Below are 26,349 nucleotides of genomic sequence, written 5' to 3' on the forward strand. Positions count from 1 at the left end.
TTCTTATACTGAAAGCGAATACACTTATGACCCGAGGAGGTTAAAGCATGGCCGACGAGAACATGCAGAAGAGCGGAGAGGCTGCTCCGCTCAAAAAGAAAGGACGCTTCGAAGCAGGAATGAAACGATGGGGTATCCCCTTGGCCGTGCTTGCGATGTTATTGCTCTTGATTATGCCGACGCCGGAAGGTCTTGATCCGGCTGCGCAGAAGTCGATTGCGATTTTCGCCGGTGCTTTGATTTTATGGGTGACGACGCCGATTCCGATTTACTTGACGTCGCTGATTGCGATATTGCTGCTGCCGCTCGTCGGAGCCGTCGAGGATCAGGAGGTCGCGTTCAGCACGCTGGGCTTTGACGTCATCTGGCTGATGGTATCGGCCTTCGTGCTGACCTCGGCGATGACGAAGTCTAATCTAGGGCGGCGGTTCTCGCTATGGATGGTGACAATGTTCGGCAAGACGCCAACCCAGACGCTGCTAGTGCTGGTGATCATTAACTTTATTCTTGCATTTTTCGTCCCGTCGACGACGGCGCGCGCAACGCTGATGATGCCGATCTGCCTGATCCTGTTAGATGTGTACAAGGCGATCCCGGGCCAGAGCCGACTAGGCAAGGTAATGATGCTGCAGGGACTGCAGGCGGATGCGCTGGCTACCTCGGGCGTCATGACCGCTACCGCAGGCAACATTATCGCTGTGGGCTTTATCAACGAGCAGGCAGGGGGAAGTATCGGTTACATGGATTGGCTGTTCGCGTCGATGCCCTCGGCTATTATTACGATGTCGCTGATCTTCCTGATCGGACTGAAGCTATTCTCGATCAAGGCAGAGGGCACGTTCGTCAACGTCATGGATTCGCTGAAGAGCGAGCTGCACAAGCTCGGGGCATTCTCGGTGGCGGAGAAAAAGGCGATGGCTATCTTCATCCTCACCGTCGTGCTATGGGCAACTGGGGATTATCAAGACGCCTGGTTCGGCTTCGAGATCAGCACTGAGCAGACGGCCGTACTCGCAGCGCTGCTCTGTCTGTTACCTAGGATAGGGATGCTGCAGTGGAAGGATGCCAATATCAAGTGGGAACTGATGATCTTCGCAGCAGGCGCTTATGCGGCGGGCAATGCGCTGGATAAGTCGGGCGGCGCCCAATGGCTGATCGGCAAGGTTGTGGATGGACTGGGCATCGACCGGATGAGCCCGGCCATGGTGGCGATCGTCGTCATCTTCCTCAGCATGTACAGCCATCTGATCTTTACGAGCAAGACCGTGCGGGTGACGATTCTGATCCCGGCGTTCATCGCCCTGGCGAAGACGCTCGGTATGGACCCGGTACCGTTGGCGCTGGCGGCAGCGACGACGATGACCTTTACGATCACGTTGCCGCCACATTCCAAGGTCAATACGATTTATTTCTCCACCGATTACTTCACAATCATCGATCAAGTCAAGTACGCTATCGTCACTTGCTTTATCGGAGCGTCAGTTATCTGTGTCGGGTACTTCACCTGGTACGGCTGGCTTGGCTTGTAAGCCCGCTGTTGATCACGTAGTTTGAATTTGTATAAGAGGAGGTGGGCGCATGCTCAGACGAAAAATGATCCTGGCAATTGCCGATGGACTGGGCGACAGGCCCCATCCGAAGCTAGGGAATCTGACACCGCTACAATATGCCGATACGCCGAATCTGGATCGGCTGGCTGCTGAGGGCATCTCCGGAATGATGGACCCGATCGCGCCGGGCATTCCGGTCGGCACGGATATGGGACATCTGATCTTGTTCGGCTATGAACCGAATTGTTATCCCGGCCGCGGACCGATCGAGGCGCTGGGTATCGGCATGGAGGTTCGACCGGGAGATATTGTGTTCCGCTGCAACTTTGCTACTGTGGACGACCGCTGCGTCGTCGTCGATCGGCGGGCGGGCCGGATACGGCAGGGGACCGAAGCGCTCGCCCGGGCGCTCGACGGTCTTGTGCTTGAGGGAGGCGTGACCGCCTACTTCAAGCAGGCTACAGAGCATCGCGCCGTATTACTTCTCCGAGGAGAAGGACTGAGCGACCAGGTCAGCGACTCCGATCCGAAGGCGCCCAATGACGGTCAGCCGTACCTCCGTATCCGGCCGCTCGACAAATCGGACGAAGCGGTCAGGACAGCGTCGGCACTCAATGCCTTCTTACAGCACGCGCATCGTATCCTCTCCGGGCATCCGGTCAACGATGAGCGGGTGGCCGAGGACAAGCTGCCGGCCAACTTCATCCTGACCCGGGGTGCAGGGCGGATGGTAGAGCTGCCGCCGCTTGCGGAGCAGCGCGGCATGCGCGTTGCTTGCATCGCAGGCGAGAGTACTGTGTTGGGCGTGGCGCGGCTGGCAGGCTTCCGGGCCTTCACCAATGCGAGCATGACTGGCAATCTCGATACTAATATAGCATTGAAGGCCAGCATGGCGGTCGAGCAGCTTACAGATCACGATCTCGTCTACGTGCATATGAAGGCGCCGGATGTGAAGGGGCATGATAACGATCCGCTCGGCAAGGCGCATGCGATCGAGCGGTTCGATGAGCTGGTCGGACGTATCTGTGAGCAATTGCCGGACGATGTGTACGTGACGCTGGCGGCCGATCATTCCACGCCATGCGAGTACGGCGAGCATACCGGCGAGCCGGTGCCGGTCCTCATCTCCGGTCCGAGCATTCGCCGCGACCAGGTGCAGCGCTACAGCGAGATCGACTGCATGGCGGGCGGATTGGGGCGGCTGAACGGCGCCGACTTCGTCAGAACCGCCCAGGATTTGCTGGGCTTTGTGAAGAAGCAAGGAAATTGATCTAGCCCCTTCAGGAACCATGCCAATATCTGTAGATATCCGCATTCAAAAGCGTGCTGGCAGGGGCTGTGATTGACTCCAAAGCAATGGAACTAAAAACAGGGGCTACTAACCGGCGACTGTGAGCAGTTCTAACAACCGTTCCCGCCGGATTGTGGTTCTGCATGTCCACGCCTCGGCTCCATATGGAGTATCAGTGAAAGACACCTTTAGGGGTGTCTTTTTGTTTTATGGATATGGATTAGGAAACTTTCAGAATCTGCATGCCGAGTATGCTTGCACAAATTTTATTTTATTGGTTTAATTTGTTTATTCATAGAAGGAAGAAGATGGATAACAACGATTGATATTTTGAAAATGGTAATGTCACTCCACCAGCTTTTCCCGTAAAACGTGAACGAACCGACTTTTTCGGCCTCTTCCTTTCTTTTTGATCATTCGTAAAGACTATTTCAGTAAGAGATAAAATGGAATTAAACATAAATTCATTGTAACGTTTCTTTGTTTGGTCAGTCTTATATATGTAAGGTGGTGAACCCTTGGACGAATTAGAGGAACTAGAGGGAGTCTATGATCAATATTTCCGAGATGTATATATCTTTGTGCTTTCATTAAGCAGAGATGAGCAGATCGCCGAGGAAATTACACAGGAGACCTTTCTTAAAGCGCTGAAGCGAATTGAACAGTTCAGGGGGGACTGTAAAATGAGCGTTTGGCTGTGTCAGATTGCGAAAAATACTTATTTCTCCTATATGGACGAGCAGCGGAGGTACGCTCCGATGGCTGAGCAAGAAGCAGAAGCCGGTATTAACCTGGAGCAAAAACTTATTAATCAGGCTGAGGCTCTGCATGTTCATAAGGTTCTGCACGGATTGAAGGAGCCGTATAAGGAGGTTTTTATGCTCAGGTTATTTGGAGAACTGTCTTTCGATCATATTAGCCAGATTTTTGGCCGAACGGAAAGCTGGGCGAGAGTGACCTATCACCGGGCCCGGATGAAGATACATAATCTGTTAATGGAGGATACAAGATGAGCCGTATCTCATGTGACATTATTCAAGATCTACTGCCCCTGTACTATGATGACATATGCAGCGAAGCCAGCAGGGAACTAGTGGAAGAGCACCTTGTTGGTTGTGCAGAATGCCGCGCTTCTCTGATACAGTTAAATTCTAGCCTGAGTTTACCCACACAAGAGATGGAAGTGAATATACTGGAGGGAAACGGGTTGCGTAGTATTAAAAGGATGTGGATCCGTACCCAATCGCGGGCTTATTTGAAAGGAATACTGCTGGCTGCTTCCGTATGTGGATTTTTGATTCTTGGCTACTTTGGTCTGTTCCGATGGAATTTCATACCGGTGGCATCCGATCACATTACTATTTCTAATATAAGAACCATACCAAGTGGTGAAATTGCCTTTAATATTCAAATCAATGACGGGTATACCTTCAATCGTGTGAAAAATACCGTTAAAGATGACGGGAGTTACTATATAACCCCTGTCCATACTCTACTCAAATCGAAGGATTATGTTGTCTCGAGTCTTGCCAGTGGCGGGGTATACGTCAATCCTGTGAGTGTAAGGGCCTACCAGAAGGCGCATGGAAATGATGTGGAGATTACGGCCATCTATTACGGTGCACCGGATGATCCGATTCTGATTTGGAAGAAAGGCATGGAACTGCCGGCAGCAAACCGATAGTCAGGGCGATTCTAGGGTGACATCAAAACTGTAACTACACTCGTAGAAGCTTATGTGCCGTTATCTTCGGACAGGGGTTCGACTGCCTCGGCTCCATATGGATTACAGTAGAAGACACCTTGAGAGGTGTCTTTTTTCATGCCTGAGGATGTATTATTAATTCCTTAGAATATAAGAAGCCGTTTCCTGTGGATGGTTAAGAGGAAAATGATGACCATAGGGAACAACATCAACCTCACCAAGCTGTACTGGAGCGGAATAGCGCCGATCTTGATCACCCCAAATAATATGAAGATTAGACCTTGGTGCTTTGGTGAAATCACCCTGATAGTTTTTCGACAGCAAACGGTTGAGCTGAAGAGTGGTATTCACAATTCTAGGCGAAGTAAAGCTGTTGCGTACTTTGGCAATATAATGTTTTGGAATACTATCGGTATTTTCAAATAAACCGTTACCTATTAAATAACGTTCTAATGAACTAGCCGTTGCTAACTTCAATGCCCATTTATTCAACAATTGAGGAGCATGAAACGATTTGGAATTTTTTTTGGCAACAGGTGGTTGAAGTAAAGTGATCGTATTCTTCGTATCTAGGTACTCGTGCGCTAACGCTTCCAGCAGAATAACCGCTCCAAAGGAGTGGCCAATCCAATGTGCGCCATGAGTAGCTTTTCCTGATAACTCCTTCATTAGATTCAAGTTGAGATCCATAAGATTTGTCTCCCGCTTAAAAGGGGAACGTCCTAAACCCGGGAGATCCGGAATCCATACCGGTTGACCCGTTTGTTCATGAAGCTCTAACCCTAAAGGAAATAAATCCTCTCCATCACTGAGCAAACCGTGGAATAAAATAAATGGCTTGCCCTCACCTGGTATTTGATAAATCACAGTGTTTCCGATTAAGATTCGTTCAAATGCATGATTATGCTGGTCATTTGGGTACATCAGGCGGTAATCCAAATCTGCGACTACGGCCGGGAAAAAATTCATCACACTCGTCTTAGTAAACCAATCTTCCCCCATGATTTTTTTCGGTAAATCATTTGAAAAGGTTCTATTTGTAATAAAATTCAGTCCATCCGATGGAATTCGTGTGATTTTACTGATCCCGCTGTTCATAAGAGCCTTCATGAAGCGAAGGGGTACAGAGATTGTAGGTGCTGCCATGTTCATACTTTCTGACATCACGCCTAATAATTCAGATATATCCGGATCATGCTGGTTGTCTGGAACGAGTGTATAGGTTTGAATAGACGATGTCTCCAGCTTAACAACCTGAACAATAAATTTCGCCAGCGCATCGTTTGAAATAAGCGGTAATTTATACCCCTTGCCTCCAGGAATAACCGGCATCAGCCCTCTGCGCATACTCTCCACAAGCAAGCCTAAGCCGGCTACTTGCTCCGTACTTCCTGTTGTACTGCTGCCGACTACAGTGGGCGGATTAATCACAGACAGCGGATAGCCTACTGCGGATGCCTGCTGGCGAATATACAGATCTGCTAGAAATTTTGTTCGTTCATAAGGATTTTTTATTTTCAAATAGTCGTGCCCTTCTTGGAACACATCAATTGCAACCTTGCTGTTAGTATTATCAAAGGGGCTCATATATCCAACGACATGAATAAATTGCTGCAAACCCTTCAATAGATGGATACGTTTAGCGAATTCACCGATATGCTTGGCACCATTTAAAAATACAGAGGTTGCCTCTTGCATTGTCACTTGAATATCCATTTGTCCGCCGGCGTGAATGATAACATCCGTGCTCAGTACCCTCTCCTTATCTTCATCACTTAGATCTAAATCTGGTTTCGTCAAATCACCTTCAATAAAGTGCATCGCTGCCTCGTTGAGAATACCTTTTTCCTGAAAAATACGTTTTGCTTTACCTTTCGACCTCACTAAAAGAAAAATTATAACCTCCTCTTTAAGCAGCTCCTCCACGAGTTGCCTCCCGATAAAGCCTGTTCCACCTGTTAAAAATATTTTTGTCATATCATTCATGCTCCTTTTTAGTACTGAATGGTACTAATTTTCACGTAAAAAAAATGCTTCTTATCGAAGCAAGTTGAAAAAGTGGCTGGCTGTTTGCGTGATCACCGTTGCATCCTTCAATGTCTCAGCAAGAAACAGCGCTCCTTCCAGATTCGTGATAAAAAGTGCCGCTACCTCGTCAATATGAATCGTATCTCTAAACTCGCCTTTTTCTGCTCCTTGCTTAAGTAATAGAGAGATTTTCATCTGTAATCCTGTAAAAAAGAGCCCTATTTTTTCTTTGATATGCGTAGCTTGTGCCGGAGTTTGAATATAAAGCGTAATAAACGGACAGCTCCCCTTATACTCTCTGGATTGAACGCCCTGTGATAAATGCTGTAAAAACATCTGGACACGCTCTTCCACGGATAATTGGTTCTGGGAAAGGATATCATCCATTGCACGCTCATACGTTTCAATCCAATAATCCACGACGCCTGCTAACAATTCCTCCTTATCCGCGAAGTGATAATACACATTCGATTTGGACACTTTGCTCACACGAACTAATTCATCCATGCTGGTATAAGCAAATCCCTTTTCTAAAAATAAGGCTGCCGCGACTTCAAGCACACGTTTTTGATTCATTATTTTCACCTTTGTCATGACTAGAACTATATAGTACTAATTTGAACATTGCAAGTATTTTAATTTTTGCATAACCCCTATTTATCCTCTATAATTGTAGGCTACTATGCACCTGTCAGGAGGAAATGATGAATTTTATTAAAGAACACCTTGCAGGATATGGCGTGAGCGAGCAAATGAGTGTGTATCTCTCGAACATCATCATGGTTTTATTTATTGCTATGCTCTCTGTAGTGGCCAATCTTGTCGCCAAAAAAATCGTACTGAAGATCATCATCCATATCATTAATAACAACCGGTATACGTGGGATAATTTCTTTTTGGAGAAAAAAGTATTCCACAAGCTGTCGCATCTCGCTCCGGCCTTTATCATCTATTACGCTGCACCTATTTTTCCGCTGTATCAGTCTTTCATTGTAAAAATCGCCTTAACGTATATGATTATCGTAACGATCACGGTGTTTAATGCCCTGCTTGACGCCATCGATGCTATTTACCGTACGTATGAAGTGTCCAAGATTAGGCCGATCAGGGGTTACATTCAGGTTGCGAAGATTATTCTGTATATTATTGCTGCGATTGTAGTGATTTCTAACCTCATGGGACAGAATCCGCTGATTCTTCTTAGTGGGCTGGGCGCTTTATCGGCTGTTCTTATGCTGGTCTTCAAAGATTCGATATTGGGCCTCGTGGCAGGGGTGCAATTATCCTCTAACGATATGGTCCGAGTCGGCGACTGGATTGAAATGCCTAAATATAATGCTGACGGCAATGTAATTGACATTACGCTGAATACGGTAAAGGTGATGAATTTCGATAAAACCATTACCATGATTCCAAGCTATGCTTTGATCTCAGATTCTTTTAAAAATTGGCGGGGCATGGAGGCTTCCGGCGGCAGAAGGATGAAACGAAGTGTCTGTATTGATACGAGCAGTATATGTTTCTGTACCAAAGAAATGATTGAGGAGTTCCGAAAGGTCCATTACCTTAGCGATTATATTATGACAAGATTAGATGAAATTAACTCCTATAATATCGAACATCATATCAATATGGAGAGCAAAGTGAATGGTCGACAGCTAACGAATATCGGAGTATTCAGAGAATATGTCCAAGAATATCTGCGCAATCATCCAAAAATTCATAAGGATATGACGCTCATTGTCAGACAGTTGGAAGCAGGAGACAGCGGACTGCCCTTAGAAATTTATGCGTTCAGCAATGAGACGACCTGGGGCGTGTATGAGTCGGTGCAGTCGGATATTTTTGATCATATTTTTGCGGTTATCCCTCTGTTTGGGCTTCGTGTATTTCAGAATCCAACGGGACAGGATATTGTTAATTTAAAAGAAAGAAGGGAGTATTCGGCTTGGTTAAGCTGATTATAAGAAGCCTCCCTTTAGTGTATAATAAAGCAAATTGAAGCCCTATCCCTGTCCCTGGATCCGAACGGACAGGAAGCTGAGGAGGAATCGTTGTGGCCAGCATCAGACAGAGAATTGTTCCGCATCTTTGGTATGACAAGGAGGCGGCAGAAGCCGCCCGCTTTTACGCTACTGTGTTTCCGGATTCCAAGGTTACGAGTGTGAACACCATTCATGATACGCCGTCCGGCGATGCGGGTCAGGTCTCTTTTGAGGTCTGGGGGCAGCCGTTCATGGCGATCAGCGGAGGTCCTTATTTCAAGCTGAATCCATCGGTGTCTTTCTTTGTGAATTTTGATCCCTCACGGGACAAGGATGCAGCTGAGAGAATGGATGAGGTGTGGGATAAGTTAGCTGAAGGCGGTACCGCCCTGATGCCACTCGGCAAGTATCCATTCAGTGAGCGGTACGGCTGGATTCAGGATAAGTTCGGAGTGTCCTGGCAGCTGATTCTCACGAACCCGGCAGGGGAAGAGCGGCCTGCGATTATTCCTTCCTTATTGTTCGTCGGGGATCAGTGCGGGAAGGCGGAGGAGGCGATGTCCTTCTACTTATCCGTATTCAAGGACTCGCGCCAAGGGAATATTGCCCGATACCCGGCAGGCTCTGCGCCGGATCAGGAAGGAACGATTATGTTCGCGGACTTCATGCTGGAGAATCTGTGGTTCACGGTAATGGACAGTGCGCATAATCATCAGTTCAGCTTCAATGAAGCTGTCTCCTTCATGGTATCCTGCGATTCTCAGGAAGAGATTGACTACTACTGGGACAAGCTGTCCGCAGTTCCTGAAGCCGAGCAATGCGGCTGGCTGAAGGATGCCTTCGGTATCTCCTGGCAGATTATTCCGGCGGAGATGAATGAGATGATGAAGAAGGGCACGCCGGAGCAGCTGGCGCGTGTGACGAAGGCTTTTCTGCAGATGAAGAAGTTCGAGCTTGCGGAGCTGCGTAAGGCCTATAAGGGAGAATAAAGCGGCAACTTCATGGAATACCAACACAAGCGATAAGGAACATATCCTTATCGCTTCTTTGCGCACAAATATAAGAATGTATAGGTTTCACTTGCCCTACACCTTCCCCCCGCCATCCCCCGTACGGTACTTCTTCCGATACTGGGCGGGAGTCATGCCGTATACCTTTTTGAAGCTGGAATAGAAGGTGTTCAGGGACGAGAAGCCGAAATGCTGCACGATGGGCTCGATCGGTGAGTCGGAGGCAATGAGCTCCTGGCAGATGAAGGTTAGCCGCTTCTCGGATATTTTATCGGTGATGGACTGGGTGGTCTCTGCTTTATAGAGACTGCGGAAATAATTGACGGACAAGCCCAGATGATCGGCCAGCATGGTGGCAGACAGATTCGGGTCGGTAAGATGACTCTCGATGAACTGGTCCACCTGTCCGATCAGGGCGATATTCTTGGATTGGCTGCGGGCCGCCGCAATGTCTTCGAGCGTCTTGGTAATCAAAGCCTCCATCCAGGGCATGACATTATCCATCGTTTCCTGCCGGATGATCTGCTTCTCGACGGACGTCAGTCCCCACGAGCTGGGCAACGGCTGGGAGGAATGCTCCTGGATGAGCCGGCGGATGTCCATGAACAAGGTGATCAGAGACATTTTACATTCAAAATAAGGCAGTTCCCGCAGCTTCACTACCGCTGAGCGTAAGACCTCCAGAATGACGGCGGCGTCCCCCTTGAGTATGGCCTGGGCGATCTGCCGCTCCTGGCTCACAGGCAAATGATATAATTCCCCGGGTGCAGCGGGCAGCCATTCCTTCACAATGAGCGACCGGTGTCCGAACCGGAACCTCTCCTGCGTCAGATCATAGGTCTCCAGATACACCTCATGCATGTCGGTTAAGCCAGGCAATGTCCGGCCCCAGGCCACAGTGGTTCCCACGGACAAATACTGCTGGATCAGCTGCCCTGCCACTTGCAGCTCCTTCGCGAATTCCTCTGACAACGGAGCCGATAAGACTACAGCCACGTGGTCGTCTCCCATATCTACCGTCTGCAGCTTGTGCCTGGACGATTGCAGCGACTCCTGAATGATATTGGACATCGCGAACCGGAGCAGCCGCCGGTCCTTCTCCGGGTACACTCCCGAGAATTCCGCGAAGTGGTCGATCCGGAAGATGGCTACGGACAGCTGATCGCTTGGCAGATCAATCCCCCATTCCACGAATTGAGCGCGGATCTCCGCTGCCGAATGGTACGTCTCCCCCAGAAAATCCCTTAAGAACCGCTCTCTGCCCAGGAATTTATTATGCCGCCATTGCTCGGTCAGCTCGTGAATCTGATTATGCTGCGAGGTGAAAACGCTGGATAAGTATTCGAGTTCATTGGCGTTCGCGCCAAGGCCCGGCTTCTCCGCCTGATGCTGCCGCATGACCCGGCTGATCAGCTCCTGAATGGGTGAGTACACCCGTTTGGAGATTAGAATAATCACCGCGAGGGAGGCTGCGAACAAGACGAGGAACAGGATCAGGCTGGTATCGCGCAGGACCGTGATTTTATTCAGAATGGCGGACTTCGGGATCATCTCAATGAAGGTCCAATCCTGGATGCCCTTAACGGAGGAGTCGGCATAGACCACCAGCTTCTCCCCCTGATCCTGGGGCTGGAACAGCTTCCAGCCGCTGGCCCCCTTCATCCCGTGGCTTCTAAGCTCGGCAATCTGCTGCGGATTCATTGGTGTGCTGCTAAAAATCGTCTCATCCCGGTCATTCAGCACGGTGATCGAACGGCTCGCGAAGTTTGAATTATTCTGCAGCAGGGTCATGAGATTATGGGTATCCACATTCATGACGAACGCGGAGATAGAGCTGCCTTTTTCATAAAATCTGACGATGGTCATCACTTCTTTGGGTGTATTCCCGGTAAGCGGGAGGGACAAGGTTCTCGGAATAAGCACGCTGTGGTTCGCTGTTTCCGGGTCGCGTAAGCGCTTAATAATATCCTGATCGTAAAAGGCAGCGGTATCATTTAACCCAAGTCTGGAGTCAATGACCGTATTCGTATAATCGTTAATGAGGTAGACCGAATCAATAGAGGGGTTGGCGTTCTTAATGTCCGTCAGCTGGCTCCATACCTCATAGGTCTCGAAATCGCTGTAATGATCCGAAAGGGCATACACCTTAAGCGCACTGTCATTGCTGGAGGAGAAGCTGAAATCAAGAGCCCATTCCATCAGCCGCGACGTATTCCGGGCCCCGTTCACGAGGAGGGATTCCGAATGATCTCCGATTTCCTCCAGCAGCGTCTTGGAAGATTGCCCATAGAGCAGTACGAAGGATATTCCTAAGACCAGAACGTTCGCACTGACAAAGTAAAAAATAAGCTTCATGTAGGTAGGGTGCCGCTTCAGCGAGGCGAAGAACGGTTGTCTGAATTTCATGGCTCTGGAACCTCCGTAATCATAACTGTCCGGCTCATTATAAGTAGATTTATTATAGCACACAGGGTATTTTCGTCTGCCGAATCGTTTGTTTTGGGAAGAGTGTTGTTTTTGGGAAGGCGGTAAATCTGCACTTGCGGGAAGGATTGGCGTTTCTCGGAATTGCTCAGGGCACAAGGGCTTGATAAGGTGACGGCATAGATAACGGAACGCTCCTTAAGCGATTACCGGTCTTGAGGAAGGGGGGATGTACAAATGAACTACCCGCTTAACGCAGGTAAACGTTCAAAATGGAGGCATATCACGCAGAATCCTTTTCTGTATGTGATGGCTGTACCGGGGCTGTTGTTTTTCCTCGTGTTCAGTTATTTTCCCATATACGGGATTATGATTGCCTTCAAAGATTATGATTTTGCCAAGGGGATCACGGGGAGTGACTGGGTAGGATTTAAAAATTTCGATTACTTTTTCACATCAGATGACTTCTGGACGATTCTGCGGAACACACTGCTGCTAAACGTGCTGTTTATTGTGTTCACGACAGCGGCGGCCGTTCTGATTGCACTCATGTTCAATGAGATCCGCAATAAGTATTTCAAACGGATATCGCAGTCGCTTATTTTCCTGCCTTATTTCATGTCCTGGATTGTAATTGGGATGATTGTCCAATCCTTATTCGGCGGGGAAGAGCCCATGATTAATGTCTGGCTGCAAAATATCGGCATGGAGCCGGTCAACTGGATGTTTGAGTCGAGTCTGTGGCCTTATATTCTAACGGTGATCCGGGTGTGGCAAGGCGCTGGTTATCTCTCGATTATTTTCCTGGCCGCCATTACGGGCATATCGGAGGATCTGTATGAGGCGGCCCGCATCGACGGGGCTTCTAAACTGCAGATTGTGACACGCATTACGCTGCCGCTGCTGGTGCCGACGATTATGATCATGACGCTGCTGGCCGTGGGTAAAATTTTCAACGGGGACTTTGCGATGATCTATGCGATCATTGGCGACAACTCGATGCTGTATCCGACTACCGACGTCATTGATACGTTTGTCTTCCGCTCCATGCGGCAGCTGCACGATTTCGGCATGTCTTCGGCAGTGGGCCTGTTCCAGTCTATTATGGGTCTGATCTTCGTCATTGCTGCCAACTGGGTAACCCGCAGGGTATCTAAAGAATCTGCTTTATTCTAGGAGAGTAACTATGAGACAGAAACATAGCGCTGCGGATCGCACCTTTACGGCATTCGCCCATACGTTCATTTTGCTGTTTACTTTATTTTGTCTGTTTCCTTTTCTGCTGATGATTGCCGGTTCCTTTACGGATGAGGAGGAGCTGATCGCGCACGGCTATACCTTATTCCCGCAAAAGTTATCGCTGGCCGCGTATAAGGCGGTTCTGCAATCAGATGTACTGTTCAATGGCTATGGCGTTACCCTGTTTATCACGGTTGTCGGGGCCTTAAGCGCCCTGTGCATTTCTGCCATGCTCGGCTATTCACTGGCGAATAAACGAAATGTTCTGCAAACGCCCTTTCTGTTTTTTTGCTACTTGCCTATGCTCTTCTCGGGAGGTATCATTCCGTTCTATATTGTAGTCAGCCAGTGGCTGCATTTGCAGAATACAATCTGGGTGCTCATTCTGACGATGTTATGCCAGCCGTTTCTCGTCTTCCTGCTGGTCAGCTTCTTCCGCACTATACCTGAGGAGCTAGAGGAAGCTGCCAGAATCGACGGAGCGAATGAGATGAGAGTGTTCTTCCAGATTATGATTCCGATCTCCAAGCCGATACTGGCTTCTGTCGGCCTCTTCTATGCGCTGAGCTTCTGGAATGACTGGTTCATGGGACTGATGTTCATTGATAACGAGAAGTTATTCCCGCTGCAGTTAATTCTGCGCCGGATGGTTTCCAATATGGAAGCGGCCAGGAATCTGATTCCTTCCGGTGCAGCGATTGCAGTGACTCCACCGACGTACGGGGTGCGGATGGCGACCACGGTACTGACCATCGGCCCGATTGTACTGCTGTATCCGATGCTTCAGAAATATTTTGTCAAAGGTCTAACGGTAGGCGCTGTCAAAGGGTAAGTTATTCAGATTGTCCATAGATACGGGAGGGTTACGAGATGAGGTTAAACAAATGGTTCGGCACGGCAACAACAGCGGTATTGGTGTCGTCACTGGTGCTGGCAGGCTGCGGGGGAAATGCGAAGAACGAAGGCAGTACAGCGAATTCTACGAATTCCCCTTCCAGTTCAGAGGGTGCAGCGCCTGCTTCCAAAGAAGTAGTGACGCTGAAGGCTTATTTCCCGGGAGATAAACCTGCGGGGTTCGATGCTGTGCTGCAGGCGGTCAACGACAAGCTGAAAAAGGATAATATCGGAGCCGCTCTGAATATCAACTTCATGCCTTGGACCGATTACGGGAATGCGGTATCCGTGAAGATGTCTGCCGGTGAAGAGTTCGATATGTACCTGGATGCCCCATGGCTATCCATGAACCAGATGATCGAGAGTAAATCGTTGACGGAGCTGGATGCGGCAGTGGCTGCACGGCCTGAGCTGAAGTCATCCATTCCGGAGGAAATGTGGGAGTATAACAAATTCGGCGGCAAAATTATGGGGATTCCGCTCGGCACCACCCAAGGCCAGCTGTATGGCGTACTGATCCGTAAGGATTTACGCGAGAAATACGGGCTTCCTGAGCTGAAGACCCTCGATGACCTGGAGAAATTCCTGTATGCAGTCAAGGAAAATGAGAAAGACATCAAGCCTTTTGTCATTAATGGAATTAAGGCCGATAAGCTGCCATTTATCCTGAGTAACTCTGCGAATCAGGCACAGGATGAAGTGCTGGAGATTGGGGTCAACATGTTCTCGTATGCGATCAAGGATAAGAAGGTCATTGGCCAATGGGAGAGCCCGACGATTGCCGATGCTTATGAACGTGTTACCAAATACTACAAGGATGGGATTATCTCCAAAAATATTGCCCAGGAGCAAAATGCCGAGACGCTGTTCAAGCAAGGTAAATATGCGGCGACCTACTATGCAGCTGATGGGGTCGAGGGGCTGAAATATTCGGAGATGCTGAAGGACGGCAGCGACAAGCTGGAGATTTTCATTCCGAACGGGGAGCAGGCTAAGCCCTATACGGCTTATCAGCAATGGAACTTCCTCTGTATCCCGACGACCTCCAAGCATTCCGATGTCACTATGGATGTAGTGAACTGGCTGTCGATTAAGGAGAACCATGACCTGATGGAATACGGCATTCAAGGGAAGGACTGGGAGCCTGTCGGTGATTCGAGCTATAAGGCGCTGTCCGGCTATACATTCCCTGGTTATGTGCTGACCTGGCGGCCGACGCTCAACCGAACACCTGACACCATGATGCAGGATGACAAGAAGTGGTTCGACTTCTCGACCCAGACGTCCAATTTCACACTGAGTCCGATCGCAGGCTTCAACTTCAATGCTGAGAAGGTAAAGACAGAATATGCCAAAATCACGCCGCTGCACGATTCGATCTTCCTGCCGCTAAGCCAAGGCCTGATCCCTGCAGCGGAAGGAAAGAAAACGATGGAGGACAAAATGGCCAGTCTCGGCGGGCAAAAAGTGATCGATGAAATCCAGGCTCAGATTGATGCCGTCACCGCCGGGAAATAACAGCATTTCAAACACAGAAAGAGGTTCTTTCAATGAAAATAATACGCAGCGCGCATAATCCTCTGATCGAAGCCCGGGATGTTGCCCCCTCCCGTCCCGATTTCCGGGTGCTGGGCGCGTTCAATGCAGGCGTGGCGCAGTTACAGGAGGAGACGATCCTCTTGCTGCGCGTTGCCGAAGCGCCAATATCAGACCGGGCGGACGAGGTGCTTGTTCCCCGGTTGAATGAAGCAGGGACGGAGGTGCAGGTAGAACGTTATGACAAGAACGATCCGGGCTATGATTTCGCCGACTCGCGCTTCGTCGCCAAGGATGGACAGACGGTGATGCTCACCTCCTTGTCCCATCTCCGGGTAGCACGGAGCCGGGATGGCGTTCATTTCGAGGTCGAGCCGCAGCCGGCCCTGTTCCCGGAGCATCCTCTGGAGGCCTGGGGGATCGAAGATCCGCGGGTGACCCAGATCGGGGACACCTATTACATCACTTACAGCGCGGCCTCCGCGCGCGGTGTTGGTGTCGGGCTGGCGGAGACCCGCGATTTCCGGACCTTCAAGCGGCGCGGGCTGATGCTGCCTCCCGAGAATAAGGATGTTATGATTTTCCCGGAGAAAATCAACGGCAAATACTACGCGCTGCATCGTCCGGTGCCGAAGTCCTTCGGCGCGCCCGAGATGTGGATCACGGAATCGCCTGACCTCGACCATTGGGGGAACCACCGCTTCCTGATGGGACTCGGCGAACAGGGCTGGGACTCGGCCCGCATGGGCGGCGGGGCGGTTCCGATCCGCACGCCGCAGGGCTGGCTGGCGCTGTACCATGGTGCGGACAGCAGCCACCGCTACTGTATGGGGGCGGTGCTGCTGGATCTGGAGGACCCGTCCCGGGTCATTGCGAGATCGCGTGTCCCGGTGCTGGAGCCGGAAGCTTCCTATGAGGTGAACGGATTCTTCGGCAAGGTCGTGTTCTCCTGCGGCGCGTTGCTGCTGGACCAGACAGTCCGTATGTATTACGGCGCGGCAGATGAAGTGATGGCTGTGGCGGACATCCCGCTTCAGGATATATTAGATACTCTTGTGTAAGAGGAAGGAGGCAGTGGGAGCTGCCTTCTTTAATCTAAAGTTTAGAAAGCGCTAACAAAAACCTGGTGCAGATAAGCGAAGGAGCGTGTACATGACTGGTAAGATGCAAAGCAGGATCAAAAGATGGATATGTCTCGTGCTGGTGGGTTTGATGATCTCGACCCTCGGGTTCAATTACCCTGTATCGGCGGATAGCTCATCGCAGGAGCTGGCTGAAATGAAGCTGATGAAGCAGCGGGTGGTGGATTTCTATATCTCCAAGGACATCATCAATGACGGAACCAATGGCCGGGTGGAATGGACTTTTAAATCACAGGCCGGAACTTATTTATCGACTCAAAAAGCGGATGGAAGCTGGAGCGATGTAGATTATACCAGTACGGCCTCCAGTGCCAACGGGCGGGCGTGGTCGCCTTACCTTGCGCTGGACCGGATGCAATCGATGGCCCAGGCTTTTGCAGATCCGAAGGGGCCTTACTATCACGATGAAGCCATATTAGCCGGTATTCAGAAAGCGCTGGATCACTGGTTCAAGGTCAAGCCGACCTCCACCAACTGGTGGGAGACCGGCATCGGGAAGCAACTGCGGCTTAGCAAAATTGCGCTGCTGTGCGAAGGCTATCTGACTGCGGAGCAGGCTGCCAATATTGTCGGCACGTTAGACAGCAAACCGAATACAATCGATGGAGCCAACTCGTCCTGGTACAATCAGAACTATATGATCCGCGGCTTATTGCTGGAGGATGCCCAGAATGTCCGCAGCGCTGTAGAGGCGTTTAACGTGCTCTCGGCGGTGACGGAGACGCTCACGGGAATCCAGTCTGACATGTCCTTTTTCATGCATGGGAAGACGAATTATACCACGGGCTACGGAAGAAGCTTCGCGAGAGATATGTCCTTCTGGGCTTATGTCGTCTCGGGCACAAGCTTCGCTTACAGCCAGGCGGCCATTGACTCGTTGTCCTCTTATGTGCTGGATGGAACCAGGTATCTGGTGAGAGGCGATGTTGCCGATCTGGGCATGGGGATGAACGGACCGGAGTGGCCGGATTATGAGAGCTCCGCGCTGACCTTCTATGAAGATCCGCTGGAGTGGATGCAGGCGGCTAACCCGAAGCGGGCGGATGAGTTCGCTGTTTTCCTGAATAATATCCGGGGTATTGGCACGGTCTCGGGCAATGGACTGGATGCGAACAATATGACGCAATGGCAGACCCTGGTCTCCTCTCATATGCGGAAGGATTACGGAATTACAGTGAAGATGTCGTCCAGCACGGTCAAGGGCGGCGAAATGAGAACCATTAACCCAAGCGGATACAACCTGCTCTACTGGACTCCGCAAGGCGCCACGGCTATCCAGAGAACCGGGGATGAGTATAGAACCGTGTACCCTCTGATGGACTGGAATCATGTTCCGGGAACAACAGCTCCCTACGTTTTCACGAAGGAGAATAACTTCAACAATCCGAAGACCTTTGTCGGCGGCGTAACCAATGAGCGGTACGGAGCCACGGCGTTTGACTTCAACAAGCTGAGTACCAGCGGGAAAAAGGGCTACTTCTTCTTCGATGATGAAATGGTCGCGCTGGGCGCAGGCATCACTTCAACAAATGCCGCTCCGGTCCATACCACGCTGAATCAGAGTCTGGCTGTAGGCGATGTGCTTGTAGACGGCAAAGCTGTTGCAGACGAAACGTTGCAGGTGAACGGACGCTGGGCGTATAACGATCATACCGGGTACGTGTTTCCGGACAAGACGAATTTCCAGGTGAAGCAGGGGACGAAGACCGGGAAATGGAGCGATGTGGTTACTGGCAGTTCTACGGAGCCCATCACTAAGCCGGTGTTCTCGATGTGGCTGGATCATGGCGTGAAGCCGGTCAATGCCTCTTATCAATACATCGTATTGCCGGGTAAAACCGCGGGAGAGGTTAGCAGTTACGCGGAAGCAAGTCCTATTAGTATTCTGGCGAATACACCGTCCGTTCAGGCGGTCCGGCACCGTTCGCTTGGCATTGCGGAAATGCTGTTCTATCAGCCGGGTACAGTCACGCTAAGAGAAGGACTGACCGTCACCGTGGATAAACCGTCGATGGTGATTGTGGATGAATCCGCGGACCCTGTCCGCATCTCGGTGGCGAATCCCGAAACGCCGGGAATTACCGTCAATGTAACGCTGAACCGGAACGGAGAACAGACCACAACCACGTACAGACTCGGCAAAGATACGTTTACCGGCCGGAGTATGACGCTGAGCGAGGGAGCTTCTATCGATGATAGAGGGTATGATCTGGCTTACAGTAAAGGTGCGGTGGCTTCCTCCAGCGTGGGCAAGCAATTTGCATCAAACGCTACAGATCTGTACAGAACCTCCAGTTGGAGCTCAAACGCTTCAGACGATGAATGGATTTATGTGGATCTGCAGGATCAATATATGATCAATAAGGTTAGACTGCATTGGGAGAAGGCGTACGGCAGAAGCTATAAAATTCAAGTATCTGATGATGCGGCCACCTGGAAGGATATTTATGCGACCTCGATGGGGGATGGCGGTATCGACGACATTTCTTTCGGTAAAACCAGTGCCAGATTCGTCCGCATGCAGGGCGTTCAACAGGGCACCGGAGACGGCTACTCGCTTGCAGAATTTAATGTCTATGAAGCGGTTGTCCCTAACCTTGCGGAAGGCATGACGGTAAAAGCAAGCTCGTCCAAAGCCGCCGATGTATCAGTGGAGAATGCGGTAGACGGCTCATTGACGACCCGCTGGGGGTCTAACTATGCCGATCCGCAGTGGATTTACGTTGACCTTGGCGCAAGCCAACCCATTTCCAAGGTTATGCTGCATTGGGAAAGCTCCTATGGGAAGGAATACCGGATCGATGTCTCCGATACGCTGGAGGATTGGAAGACAGTATATAGTACGTCCAGCGGAGACGGTGAAATTGACGAGATCTCCGTAGGTCCGGTGAATGCCAGATATGTGCGGATGTATGGAACTCAGAGAGCAAGCAAATACGGATACTCGCTCTGGGAATTTAAAGTCTTTGGACCAGAGACGCAGGAAACTGTTCCTGCCCGGGTTGAGCTTGCGGCAACGCCATCTTCGGTGGTGCCTGGAGGCAAAGTATCCGTTATGGGGGCCGTCTACGCCGATGGCAATCTTCCGTTATCCGGTGTAGATGTTGAACTCACAGCAGCCGAGGGAAGCCTTGAGCCTGCAAAAGTTACTACAGATGTGTACGGCAAGTTCAGTACGGTCTTTACCGCACCGTCTGTCCCTGGAGATGTCTCCATTGTAGCCGTACTGCCGGCAAGTCCATCCGTAGCAGGGACGATTAACGTGTCTGTAGAAGAAGAGGCCGTGCCTGTATCTGCCCGGATCGAGCTTGAGGCCACACCGGCCTCCGTAACCGCTGGAGACAAAGTGTCCGTTACGGGAACCGTCTATGACGGTGAAGAGCTTCCGTTAGCAGGCGCTGCGGTCAGTCTTATGGCAGCATCAGGAAGCTTTGTGCCTGCCCTTGCGGTAACGGATGAGCACGGCCGGTTCAGCACGGTCTTTACGGCACCGTCCGCAGCCGGGGATGTGGTCATTACGGCTGTACTGACTGACAATCCTTCCGTGACGAATAAGGTTACCGTCTCTGTAAGCAAGGCCATACCAGTTCCTGCCCTTATTGAACTTCAGGCGGCACCTTCTGCCGTGAATACCGGAAATGACGTATCCATTACAGGAATCGTCTTGGGCAGCGACAATCTTCCGGTCTCCGGACTTGAAGTCGGACTCGTGGCATCCTCGGGCAGCCTTGAGCCTGCTCATGCTGTAACGGACGCAAACGGCCGGTTCAGCGCGGTCTTTACGGCACCGACCACACCTGGAGAAGTGACGATTACGGCAGCTTTGAGTGCGTATCCGTCCATTACAGGAAGAATTAACGTCTCGGTTAACGAGCGTTCGGGCGGCGGAAACGGCGGCGATCCCGGAGGCGAAGCGCCAGTGACACCGACAGTACCAGTGCCGCCGGTTATTGTTGGAACATTGGGTGAGCCGGATGAGAGCCCGCAATCCCCGGTTACTCCTCCGGTGACTGGTCCATCCCTCACAGATATTGCCGGCCATTGGGCCGAAGCCAGTATCCGGGAAGCTGTCCGGCAGGGCATCATTACAGGTTATCCGAACGGCTCGTTCCAGCCTAACCGTAACGTGACCCGTGCTGAATTCACGGTGATGCTGGCAAAGGCACTGAAGCTTCAGAACACAGAAGCAGCGTTATCCTTCAAGGACAGTGACCGTATTGGTTCGTGGGCTAAGGCAGCCATTGGGCAAGCGGTAGACCTGGGAATCATCCAAGGGGATAACAACAGCAATTTCCGCCCGGATGCGCCTGTAACCAGAGCGGAAATGGCTGTCATGCTGGCAAGAGCATTACGCCTTGCTCCCGCTGCGCATTCCGCTGGATTCGCGGATGACCGCGATATCCCGGCCTGGGCAGTTGGAGCAGCAGCCGAGATGAAGAAGTCAGGATTGATGCAGGGTAAGGGCAACAACAACTTCTTCCCGAAAGCTGCCGCAACGCGGGCAGAGACCGTCACAGTTCTGCTCAGAATGCTGGCAGCCCAGTAAATATAGCCAACCTTTCATTTGTATACATTAGAACACAGCAAAGCAGCGATTCTCCTGTTAATAGGGAATCGCTGCTTTGTATTTTTGGCCATGTAATCGGCTATGATCATAAGGAGATCAGTGAAAACCAGTACACTTATGCTATAATTTAAATAACTGTTTTTGTGCTTAGAGAAAATTGGATAAAGGATGCATTGACCAACCATGTATGAGAATCAGACTTCTACGCACCACAAGCTCTTTATTATCGGCGCAGGTGCAGCCGGACTAATGGCCGCTGTTACTGCGAGTGATATGGGGATCGATACTGCCATTCTGGAGAGTAACGACCGGATTGGCAAGAAGATCTTAACGACAGGCGATGGCCGCTGCAACATTACGAATGAATCCACTGTGACAGCTGAGGATGAAGCAGCCGCTTTATCGCGCAAGTATCACAGTAATCAATCCGGATTTCCGCTTGCGGTAGTGCAGCAATACGGCGTCAGCCAGACGATTGATTTTTTCTCCTTTCTTGGGCTTCCGCTTACAAGACTGAAGGGGGGCTTGATGTATCCGATGTCGCTGCAGGCAGCGGCGGTACTGGATATTTTCCAGCTGGCGCTAGAGGATCGGAATGTTCCCGTATACCTTAAGAATAAAGTGGTGGATGTTACTGTCTCGGCGGACCATCCGCGCTTCACGATAAAATGCCAAACGGAGACAGAGGAAGAGGTTGTTTATACCAGCGACTATCTGCTTCTGTCTACGGGTGGCAACACTGGTCCCAATGCAGGAAAAGAACCTCCCGGTTATACCCTTGCCGAACATCTGGGGCACACCCTGATTGAGCCTTTTCCGGCCATTGTGCAATTGAAGCTGCAATATCCGAATATGAGGGCTCTGTCCAGTATCAAATCTCAGGGACAAGCTCATATCATTGTAAAGGGTAAAGTCATCGGCAGTGAACAGGGTGAGCTGGCCTTCACAGACTATGGAATTACCGGTCCGCCCATTCTCCAGCTAAGCAGGAAGGCTGCGTATCATCTGGCAAGAGGAGAACAGGTGAAATTATCGGTGGATCTGATGCCGGGCCGCACAGAGGAAGAGGTAGTAGAGTTCCTTGAACGGCTCTGGGAGACCTTTGGGCACCGGACCGTGGCGGATTCCCTCGTGGGTATCTTCAACAAGAAGCTTGTTACTGTCCTGCTTAAGGAGACGGGCTTAGATCAACAGCCACAGCTTCTTTGCCAGAACCTTCCGGCGAGAATTAAAGAGAATTTTTATCGGCTCTTGAAGCGTTGGGAATTCAAAGTGACGGATACCAATGGCTTTACGAATGCGCAGGTGACAGCTGGCGGCATTGATACGTCCGAACTTACCCGGGGAACGCTGGAATCCAAGCGGGTGCCCGGGCTGTATTTGGCCGGCGAAGTGATGGATGTGGACGGAGATTTCGGCGGCTATAACCTGCAATGGGCCTGGAGTTCCGGATATGTGGCCGCCATGGCGATAGCTAAGTCCATTCAATAAATTTATTAGGAAAAGGGATGCATCAATTAACATGTATAAGGATCAGACTTCTAAGCACCACGAGCTGTTCATTATCGGTGGGGGTGCTGCAGGTCTAATGGCTGCAGTTACAGCGAGGGATCAAGGTATTGATACAGCCATTATTGAAAGCAATGACCGGCTCGGGAAGAAAATTATAACGACGGGTAACGGGCGTTGCAACATTACGAACCAATCCACCGCCACCGGTACGGATGAAGCAGCCGCTTTATCCGTCAAGTATCACAGCAATCAGGCAGGCTTCCCAATACATGTACTGCGGCAATTCGGTGTCCGCCAGACGATCGAATTTTTCTCTTCGCTCGGGCTTCCTTTTATGAGCCTGGAGAATGGCCGGATGTATCCGATGTCGCTGCAGGCGGCTTCGGTGCCGGGTGTGTTTAAGCTGGCGCTGGAGGATCGGAATGTTCCCGTATATTATAAACATAAAGTGCTCGATGTGGCCGTTTCGGCGGGACATCCCCGGTTCGCGATAACCTGCCAGACGGAGACAGAGGAACAGGTAGTGTATACCAGCGACTATCTTTTTCTATGTACCGGCGGCCTTACCGCTCCCAAAACAGGAACAGACGGCTCCGGTTATACGCTTGTCCAGCGTCTGGGGCACACCATGATCCACCCGGTGCCAGGCATTGTACAATTGAAGCTGGATTATCCGTATTTGAAGGAACTGTCGGGCATCAAATTTGAGGGAGAGGCTCATGTTATCGTAAACAATGAAGTCATCCGTACGGAGTCTGGCGAGATTCTTTTTACGGACTATGGGATCTCGGGCCCGCCTATCCTTCAGCTAAGCAGAAAGGCTGCGTATAATCTCGGCATAGGAGAATCCGTGACCCTGTCGGTCGATTTGATGCCGGAGCGCACGGAGGAAGAGTTAATTGATTTTCTGGAAGTCCACTGGGGGATCTTCGGACACCGGACAGTTGCCGATGCCTTCGTCGGTATCGTCAGCAAGAAACTGATTCCTGTGCTGCTGAAGGAAGCTGGAATTGATCAACAGCTGCATCTGCTGTGTCAGGATCTAACCTGGAAAACCAAGAAAATATTCTATAAACTATTGAAGCGTTGGGAATTTAAAATCACCGATACCAACAGCTTCACGAACGCCCAAACCACAGCCGGAGGCATCGATACAACGGAGCTCATCGAAGGAACGCTGGAATCTAAGCTGGTGCCGGGGCTCTATTTGGCCGGTGAGGTGATGGATGTAGACGGAGATTGCGGCGGCTATAACCTGCAATGGGCCTGGAGCTCCGGATACGTCGCCGCGATGGCGCTTGCGGACCGGCGTGCCCGGACCACGTAAGGGTAGAGGGCCGCTGACAATACAGTACTAATGAAGATACCTTTAAGGGTGTCTTTTTTTTGGATTTTCAGACCTCCGAAAGATCAATCTCTTTATCAAAAAAGAGCCGAATTAAACAGATATACTTCGGTTATAAAACAAGGGCAGGGGCCGATTGCATGGTAAAGGTGAGAATAGAAAGCAAACCAGAATTTAAAATTTATGGACGCAGAACATGGGTGGAACAGGATAACGAAATGTTCGGCCAATTCTGGGAACAATGCAGACAAGAGGGTTTGACGGACTTGTTCTGTAACAGCCATAATACTCTTGAGGATTCGGACAGCGATCTTTAATGTTCGCTTTTTTATATTTTTCCAGCGACACAGTGTGCTTTAATAAGTTTAGTTAATGCTTGAAGTTCATATTTATGGTTAACCATATCAACAGTGAAGTCTTCTGCTTTTTTGACATCCATATTAAAGAACAAGTCATTATAGCTTAGGAAAATAACAAGTGCTGTGAAAGCAGTACGTTTATTTGCATTGTGAAACGGATGGTTTTGACCCAGTGACTCGAACAAAGCGGCGGCTTTTTCAAAAATGGTAGGGTAAGCATCTTCTTCAAAAGCTGAAGATTGTGGGCGAAGGACAGCAGATTCGAGCAGTCCCGGCTCTTTTACACCAACTTGTTCACCGGGACTATAGCGTTGAATCATTGCGAGATTAATGGCTATGACTTCTTGGACGGATAAATAACGGGTTTGAATCATCTGTCTTTGAGACCATGTAAGGTCTGATCGTATTGATTAATAACATCTGCCAAAGAATCCATAAAATCTTCACTAATTCCATGAGGAAGCGATACCTTTGTTGACTTTTTTATAATAATTTCTCCAGTGGACTGGTTTATGTCGATAAGAACGGTATCCCCTTGATCTAGCCCTATTTGCTTTAGTGCATCAGTCATTGTTATACCTAAGCTGTTTCCGAATTTAGTGACTTTTCGTTCCATTTCAACCATCCTATTCATTAAAAGTCCTCCTCAATATTGTATTCAACTGTTATAACAATTATACATTAGGGATGGCTTAACGTAAATATGCTAAGCAACTGTCAAGCCTATCCTGATCGTCCATGTTAACAGGTTTTTAAGGACCTAAAGAATTGTTGATAGGACTAGATTTAAATGAATAACTTCAACTAAGCCAAGGAGGCCATATTATATGAGCAGACAGGCTGAGAAGCCACTGAACGATGGCCCTATCATCCACAAAGAAAAAATAATTGCTTCAAAAATGATCCGTATCTATTGCAAGAAAAAACATCATAAGAAGGAGCTCTGTGAGGAATGCCGGAATTTAAATGAGTATGTCATGAAAAGACTCTCCTACTGCAAATTTGGTGAAGAGAAAACCGCTTGTGCGAAGTGTCCGATTCATTGTTATACACCCGTCTACCGCCAGAAAATCAAGGGAGTTATGCGTTTCTCGGGACCCTGGATGCTGTTGTATCATCCATTAGAATCGATAAGGCATATCCCCATGCCGGAGAAGTTAAAAAGACCGCTGTCCCGATAGTCGGCAGCCACCTCCCACGGTTGCCGGACGATTGATGCTACACCTGCCCCAACCCCAGCCATTCCCGCTTCAATATAGCGAATTGCTGGGTATTCTCATACTTCGGCGTTCCGTCTTCGTTCGTGGTGAAGGAGATGAATTCGAGGAAGCAGCCCTCCCTGCGCATGCCCAGCTTCTCGCAGAGCTTCTGCGATCTGGAGTTGTCGTCCTCGACATAGGCATAGATGCGTCTGGCTTCCTGCTCCAGGAAAAGGTAGCGCAGCAGCGCACGGGCGCTTTCACTGGCATAGCCGACGCCTTCGTAGGCCGGATTGAAGTGCCACCCTACGCTGTAGGTATCAGGCTCCTCTTTCATGCAGAACAGATCGCCAATAATCGCCCCGGTCTCCTTCAGCGTGACGGCCAGATGGGAGTCGTCCTGACTCCGTTTGCTGGCGTCCGCGATGGCTTCTTCTAACGTGGAGAGGCGTTCGCTAAGGAAGCAGTTTACCCGCGGATTCGCTAGGTACTCCAGCATCCCCGGTGCATCTGCCTCCCGGAAGTTTCTGATGATTAATCGGTCAGTACTGATGTCTTGCATG

Annotated in this window: 20 protein-coding genes; 14 read left to right on the top strand and 6 right to left on the bottom strand. The window is 50.1% G+C overall.

Annotation, left to right across the window (positions count from 1 at the left end):
* Nucleotides 1-47: 47 nt before the first annotated feature.
* The 4 genes from NSS83_RS20730 to NSS83_RS20745 all read left to right on the top strand — a co-directional run bounded on the left by NSS83_RS20730 (nucleotide 48) and on the right by NSS83_RS20745 (nucleotide 4,525).
* A complete protein-coding gene (locus NSS83_RS20730) occupies nucleotides 48-1,529 on the top strand; it encodes a DASS family sodium-coupled anion symporter (protein WP_341183080.1) in 1,482 nt (493 codons plus the stop codon).
* A 49-nt stretch (nucleotides 1,530-1,578) separates the two neighbouring features.
* Nucleotides 1,579-2,820, top strand: coding sequence for a 2,3-bisphosphoglycerate-independent phosphoglycerate mutase (locus tag NSS83_RS20735; protein ID WP_341183079.1), 1,242 nt, complete (start codon nucleotides 1,579-1,581; stop codon nucleotides 2,818-2,820).
* Between the two features lie 539 nt (nucleotides 2,821-3,359).
* Nucleotides 3,360-3,854, top strand: a complete 495-nt coding sequence (locus NSS83_RS20740; protein ID WP_341183078.1) for an RNA polymerase sigma factor — start codon at nucleotides 3,360-3,362, stop codon at nucleotides 3,852-3,854.
* A complete protein-coding gene (locus tag NSS83_RS20745) occupies nucleotides 3,851-4,525 on the top strand; it encodes a zf-HC2 domain-containing protein (RefSeq protein WP_341183077.1) in 675 nt (224 codons plus the stop codon). The genes NSS83_RS20740 and NSS83_RS20745 overlap by 4 nt, the downstream gene beginning before the upstream one ends.
* 156 nt (nucleotides 4,526-4,681) lie before the next feature.
* Here NSS83_RS20745 and NSS83_RS20750 read toward each other — a convergent pair whose 3' ends face one another.
* A complete protein-coding gene (locus NSS83_RS20750; RefSeq protein ID WP_341346373.1) occupies nucleotides 4,682-6,523 on the bottom strand; it encodes an alpha/beta fold hydrolase in 1,842 nt (613 codons plus the stop codon).
* A gap of 60 nt (nucleotides 6,524-6,583) precedes the next feature.
* A complete protein-coding gene (locus tag NSS83_RS20755) occupies nucleotides 6,584-7,150 on the bottom strand; it encodes a TetR/AcrR family transcriptional regulator (protein WP_341346374.1) in 567 nt (188 codons plus the stop codon).
* Between the two features lie 128 nt (nucleotides 7,151-7,278).
* Here NSS83_RS20755 and NSS83_RS20760 point away from each other — a divergent pair, with 128 nt between their 5' ends.
* Both NSS83_RS20760 and NSS83_RS20765 read left to right on the top strand, forming a co-directional pair.
* A complete protein-coding gene (locus tag NSS83_RS20760) occupies nucleotides 7,279-8,535 on the top strand; it encodes a mechanosensitive ion channel domain-containing protein (protein WP_341348754.1) in 1,257 nt (418 codons plus the stop codon).
* A 95-nt stretch (nucleotides 8,536-8,630) separates the two neighbouring features.
* Nucleotides 8,631-9,548, top strand: a complete 918-nt coding sequence (locus NSS83_RS20765; protein ID WP_341346375.1) for a VOC family protein — start codon at nucleotides 8,631-8,633, stop codon at nucleotides 9,546-9,548.
* A gap of 96 nt (nucleotides 9,549-9,644) precedes the next feature.
* Here the strand turns inward: NSS83_RS20765 and NSS83_RS20770 are convergent, their stop codons facing one another.
* Nucleotides 9,645-11,975, bottom strand: a complete 2,331-nt coding sequence (locus NSS83_RS20770; RefSeq protein ID WP_341183073.1) for a helix-turn-helix domain-containing protein — start codon at nucleotides 11,973-11,975, stop codon at nucleotides 9,645-9,647.
* A gap of 255 nt (nucleotides 11,976-12,230) precedes the next feature.
* Between NSS83_RS20770 and NSS83_RS20775 the strand changes: the two genes are divergently transcribed.
* From NSS83_RS20775 to NSS83_RS20805, 7 genes are all read left to right on the top strand, one after another.
* Nucleotides 12,231-13,169, top strand: coding sequence for an ABC transporter permease subunit (locus NSS83_RS20775; RefSeq protein ID WP_036726287.1), 939 nt, complete (start codon nucleotides 12,231-12,233; stop codon nucleotides 13,167-13,169).
* A gap of 10 nt (nucleotides 13,170-13,179) precedes the next feature.
* A complete protein-coding gene (locus tag NSS83_RS20780; RefSeq protein WP_209994846.1) occupies nucleotides 13,180-14,064 on the top strand; it encodes a carbohydrate ABC transporter permease in 885 nt (294 codons plus the stop codon).
* 38 nt (nucleotides 14,065-14,102) lie between these two features.
* Nucleotides 14,103-15,644, top strand: coding sequence for a DUF3502 domain-containing protein (locus tag NSS83_RS20785; RefSeq protein ID WP_341346376.1), 1,542 nt, complete (start codon nucleotides 14,103-14,105; stop codon nucleotides 15,642-15,644).
* A gap of 32 nt (nucleotides 15,645-15,676) precedes the next feature.
* On the top strand, nucleotides 15,677-16,723 hold the full coding sequence (locus tag NSS83_RS20790; protein WP_341346377.1) for a glycoside hydrolase family 130 protein: 1,047 nt from the start codon (nucleotides 15,677-15,679) through the stop codon (nucleotides 16,721-16,723).
* Between the two features lie 91 nt (nucleotides 16,724-16,814).
* Nucleotides 16,815-21,350, top strand: a complete 4,536-nt coding sequence (locus NSS83_RS20795; protein WP_341346378.1) for a polysaccharide lyase family 8 super-sandwich domain-containing protein — start codon at nucleotides 16,815-16,817, stop codon at nucleotides 21,348-21,350.
* A 204-nt stretch (nucleotides 21,351-21,554) separates the two neighbouring features.
* A complete protein-coding gene (locus tag NSS83_RS20800) occupies nucleotides 21,555-22,862 on the top strand; it encodes an aminoacetone oxidase family FAD-binding enzyme (protein WP_341346379.1) in 1,308 nt (435 codons plus the stop codon).
* 31 nt (nucleotides 22,863-22,893) lie between these two features.
* Nucleotides 22,894-24,210 (top strand): NAD(P)/FAD-dependent oxidoreductase, encoded by a 1,317-nt coding sequence (locus NSS83_RS20805; RefSeq protein WP_341346380.1) that lies wholly within the window; start codon nucleotides 22,894-22,896, stop codon nucleotides 24,208-24,210.
* A 346-nt stretch (nucleotides 24,211-24,556) separates the two neighbouring features.
* On the opposite strand, the gene NSS83_RS20810 is transcribed toward NSS83_RS20805, so the two are convergent.
* Entirely contained in the window at nucleotides 24,557-24,961 is a 405-nt protein-coding gene (locus NSS83_RS20810; RefSeq protein ID WP_340995309.1) for a type II toxin-antitoxin system death-on-curing family toxin, read from the bottom strand.
* On the bottom strand, nucleotides 24,958-25,221 hold the full coding sequence (locus NSS83_RS20815; RefSeq protein ID WP_340945558.1) for an AbrB family transcriptional regulator: 264 nt from the start codon (nucleotides 25,219-25,221) through the stop codon (nucleotides 24,958-24,960). The genes NSS83_RS20810 and NSS83_RS20815 overlap by 4 nt, the downstream gene beginning before the upstream one ends.
* A 193-nt stretch (nucleotides 25,222-25,414) precedes the next feature.
* Between NSS83_RS20815 and NSS83_RS20820 the strand changes: the two genes are divergently transcribed.
* Entirely contained in the window at nucleotides 25,415-25,768 is a 354-nt protein-coding gene (locus NSS83_RS20820) for a nitrous oxide-stimulated promoter family protein (RefSeq protein ID WP_341346381.1), read from the top strand.
* Nucleotides 25,769-25,805: 37 nt separating this feature from the next.
* On the opposite strand, the gene NSS83_RS20825 is transcribed toward NSS83_RS20820, so the two are convergent.
* Nucleotides 25,806-26,348 (bottom strand): GNAT family N-acetyltransferase, encoded by a 543-nt coding sequence (locus NSS83_RS20825; protein WP_341346382.1) that lies wholly within the window; start codon nucleotides 26,346-26,348, stop codon nucleotides 25,806-25,808.
* Nucleotide 26,349 lies beyond the last annotated feature (1 nt).

The organism is Paenibacillus sp. FSL H3-0469 (assembly GCF_038051945.1).
Classification (GTDB): Bacteria; Bacillota; Bacilli; order Paenibacillales; family Paenibacillaceae; genus Paenibacillus_AQ.

Coding starts and splice junctions, on each gene's coding strand:
- NSS83_RS20730 (WP_341183080.1), top strand. CDS start 48: ATGGCCGACGAGAACATGCAGAAGAGCGGAGAGGCTGCTCCGCTCAAA.
- NSS83_RS20735 (WP_341183079.1), top strand. CDS start 1,579: ATGCTCAGACGAAAAATGATCCTGGCAATTGCCGATGGACTGGGCGAC.
- NSS83_RS20745 (WP_341183077.1), top strand. CDS start 3,851: ATGAGCCGTATCTCATGTGACATTATTCAAGATCTACTGCCCCTGTAC.
- NSS83_RS20750 (WP_341346373.1), bottom strand. CDS start 6,523: ATGACAAAAATATTTTTAACAGGTGGAACAGGCTTTATCGGGAGGCAA.
- NSS83_RS20755 (WP_341346374.1), bottom strand. CDS start 7,150: ATGAATCAAAAACGTGTGCTTGAAGTCGCGGCAGCCTTATTTTTAGAA.
- NSS83_RS20760 (WP_341348754.1), top strand. CDS start 7,279: ATGAATTTTATTAAAGAACACCTTGCAGGATATGGCGTGAGCGAGCAA.
- NSS83_RS20770 (WP_341183073.1), bottom strand. CDS start 11,975: ATGAAATTCAGACAACCGTTCTTCGCCTCGCTGAAGCGGCACCCTACC.
- NSS83_RS20775 (WP_036726287.1), top strand. CDS start 12,231: ATGAACTACCCGCTTAACGCAGGTAAACGTTCAAAATGGAGGCATATC.
- NSS83_RS20780 (WP_209994846.1), top strand. CDS start 13,180: ATGAGACAGAAACATAGCGCTGCGGATCGCACCTTTACGGCATTCGCC.
- NSS83_RS20785 (WP_341346376.1), top strand. CDS start 14,103: ATGAGGTTAAACAAATGGTTCGGCACGGCAACAACAGCGGTATTGGTG.
- NSS83_RS20790 (WP_341346377.1), top strand. CDS start 15,677: ATGAAAATAATACGCAGCGCGCATAATCCTCTGATCGAAGCCCGGGAT.
- NSS83_RS20795 (WP_341346378.1), top strand. CDS start 16,815: ATGACTGGTAAGATGCAAAGCAGGATCAAAAGATGGATATGTCTCGTG.
- NSS83_RS20800 (WP_341346379.1), top strand. CDS start 21,555: ATGTATGAGAATCAGACTTCTACGCACCACAAGCTCTTTATTATCGGC.
- NSS83_RS20805 (WP_341346380.1), top strand. CDS start 22,894: ATGTATAAGGATCAGACTTCTAAGCACCACGAGCTGTTCATTATCGGT.
- NSS83_RS20810 (WP_340995309.1), bottom strand. CDS start 24,961: ATGATTCAAACCCGTTATTTATCCGTCCAAGAAGTCATAGCCATTAAT.
- NSS83_RS20815 (WP_340945558.1), bottom strand. CDS start 25,221: ATGAATAGGATGGTTGAAATGGAACGAAAAGTCACTAAATTCGGAAAC.
- NSS83_RS20820 (WP_341346381.1), top strand. CDS start 25,415: ATGAGCAGACAGGCTGAGAAGCCACTGAACGATGGCCCTATCATCCAC.
- NSS83_RS20825 (WP_341346382.1), bottom strand. CDS start 26,348: ATGCAAGACATCAGTACTGACCGATTAATCATCAGAAACTTCCGGGAG.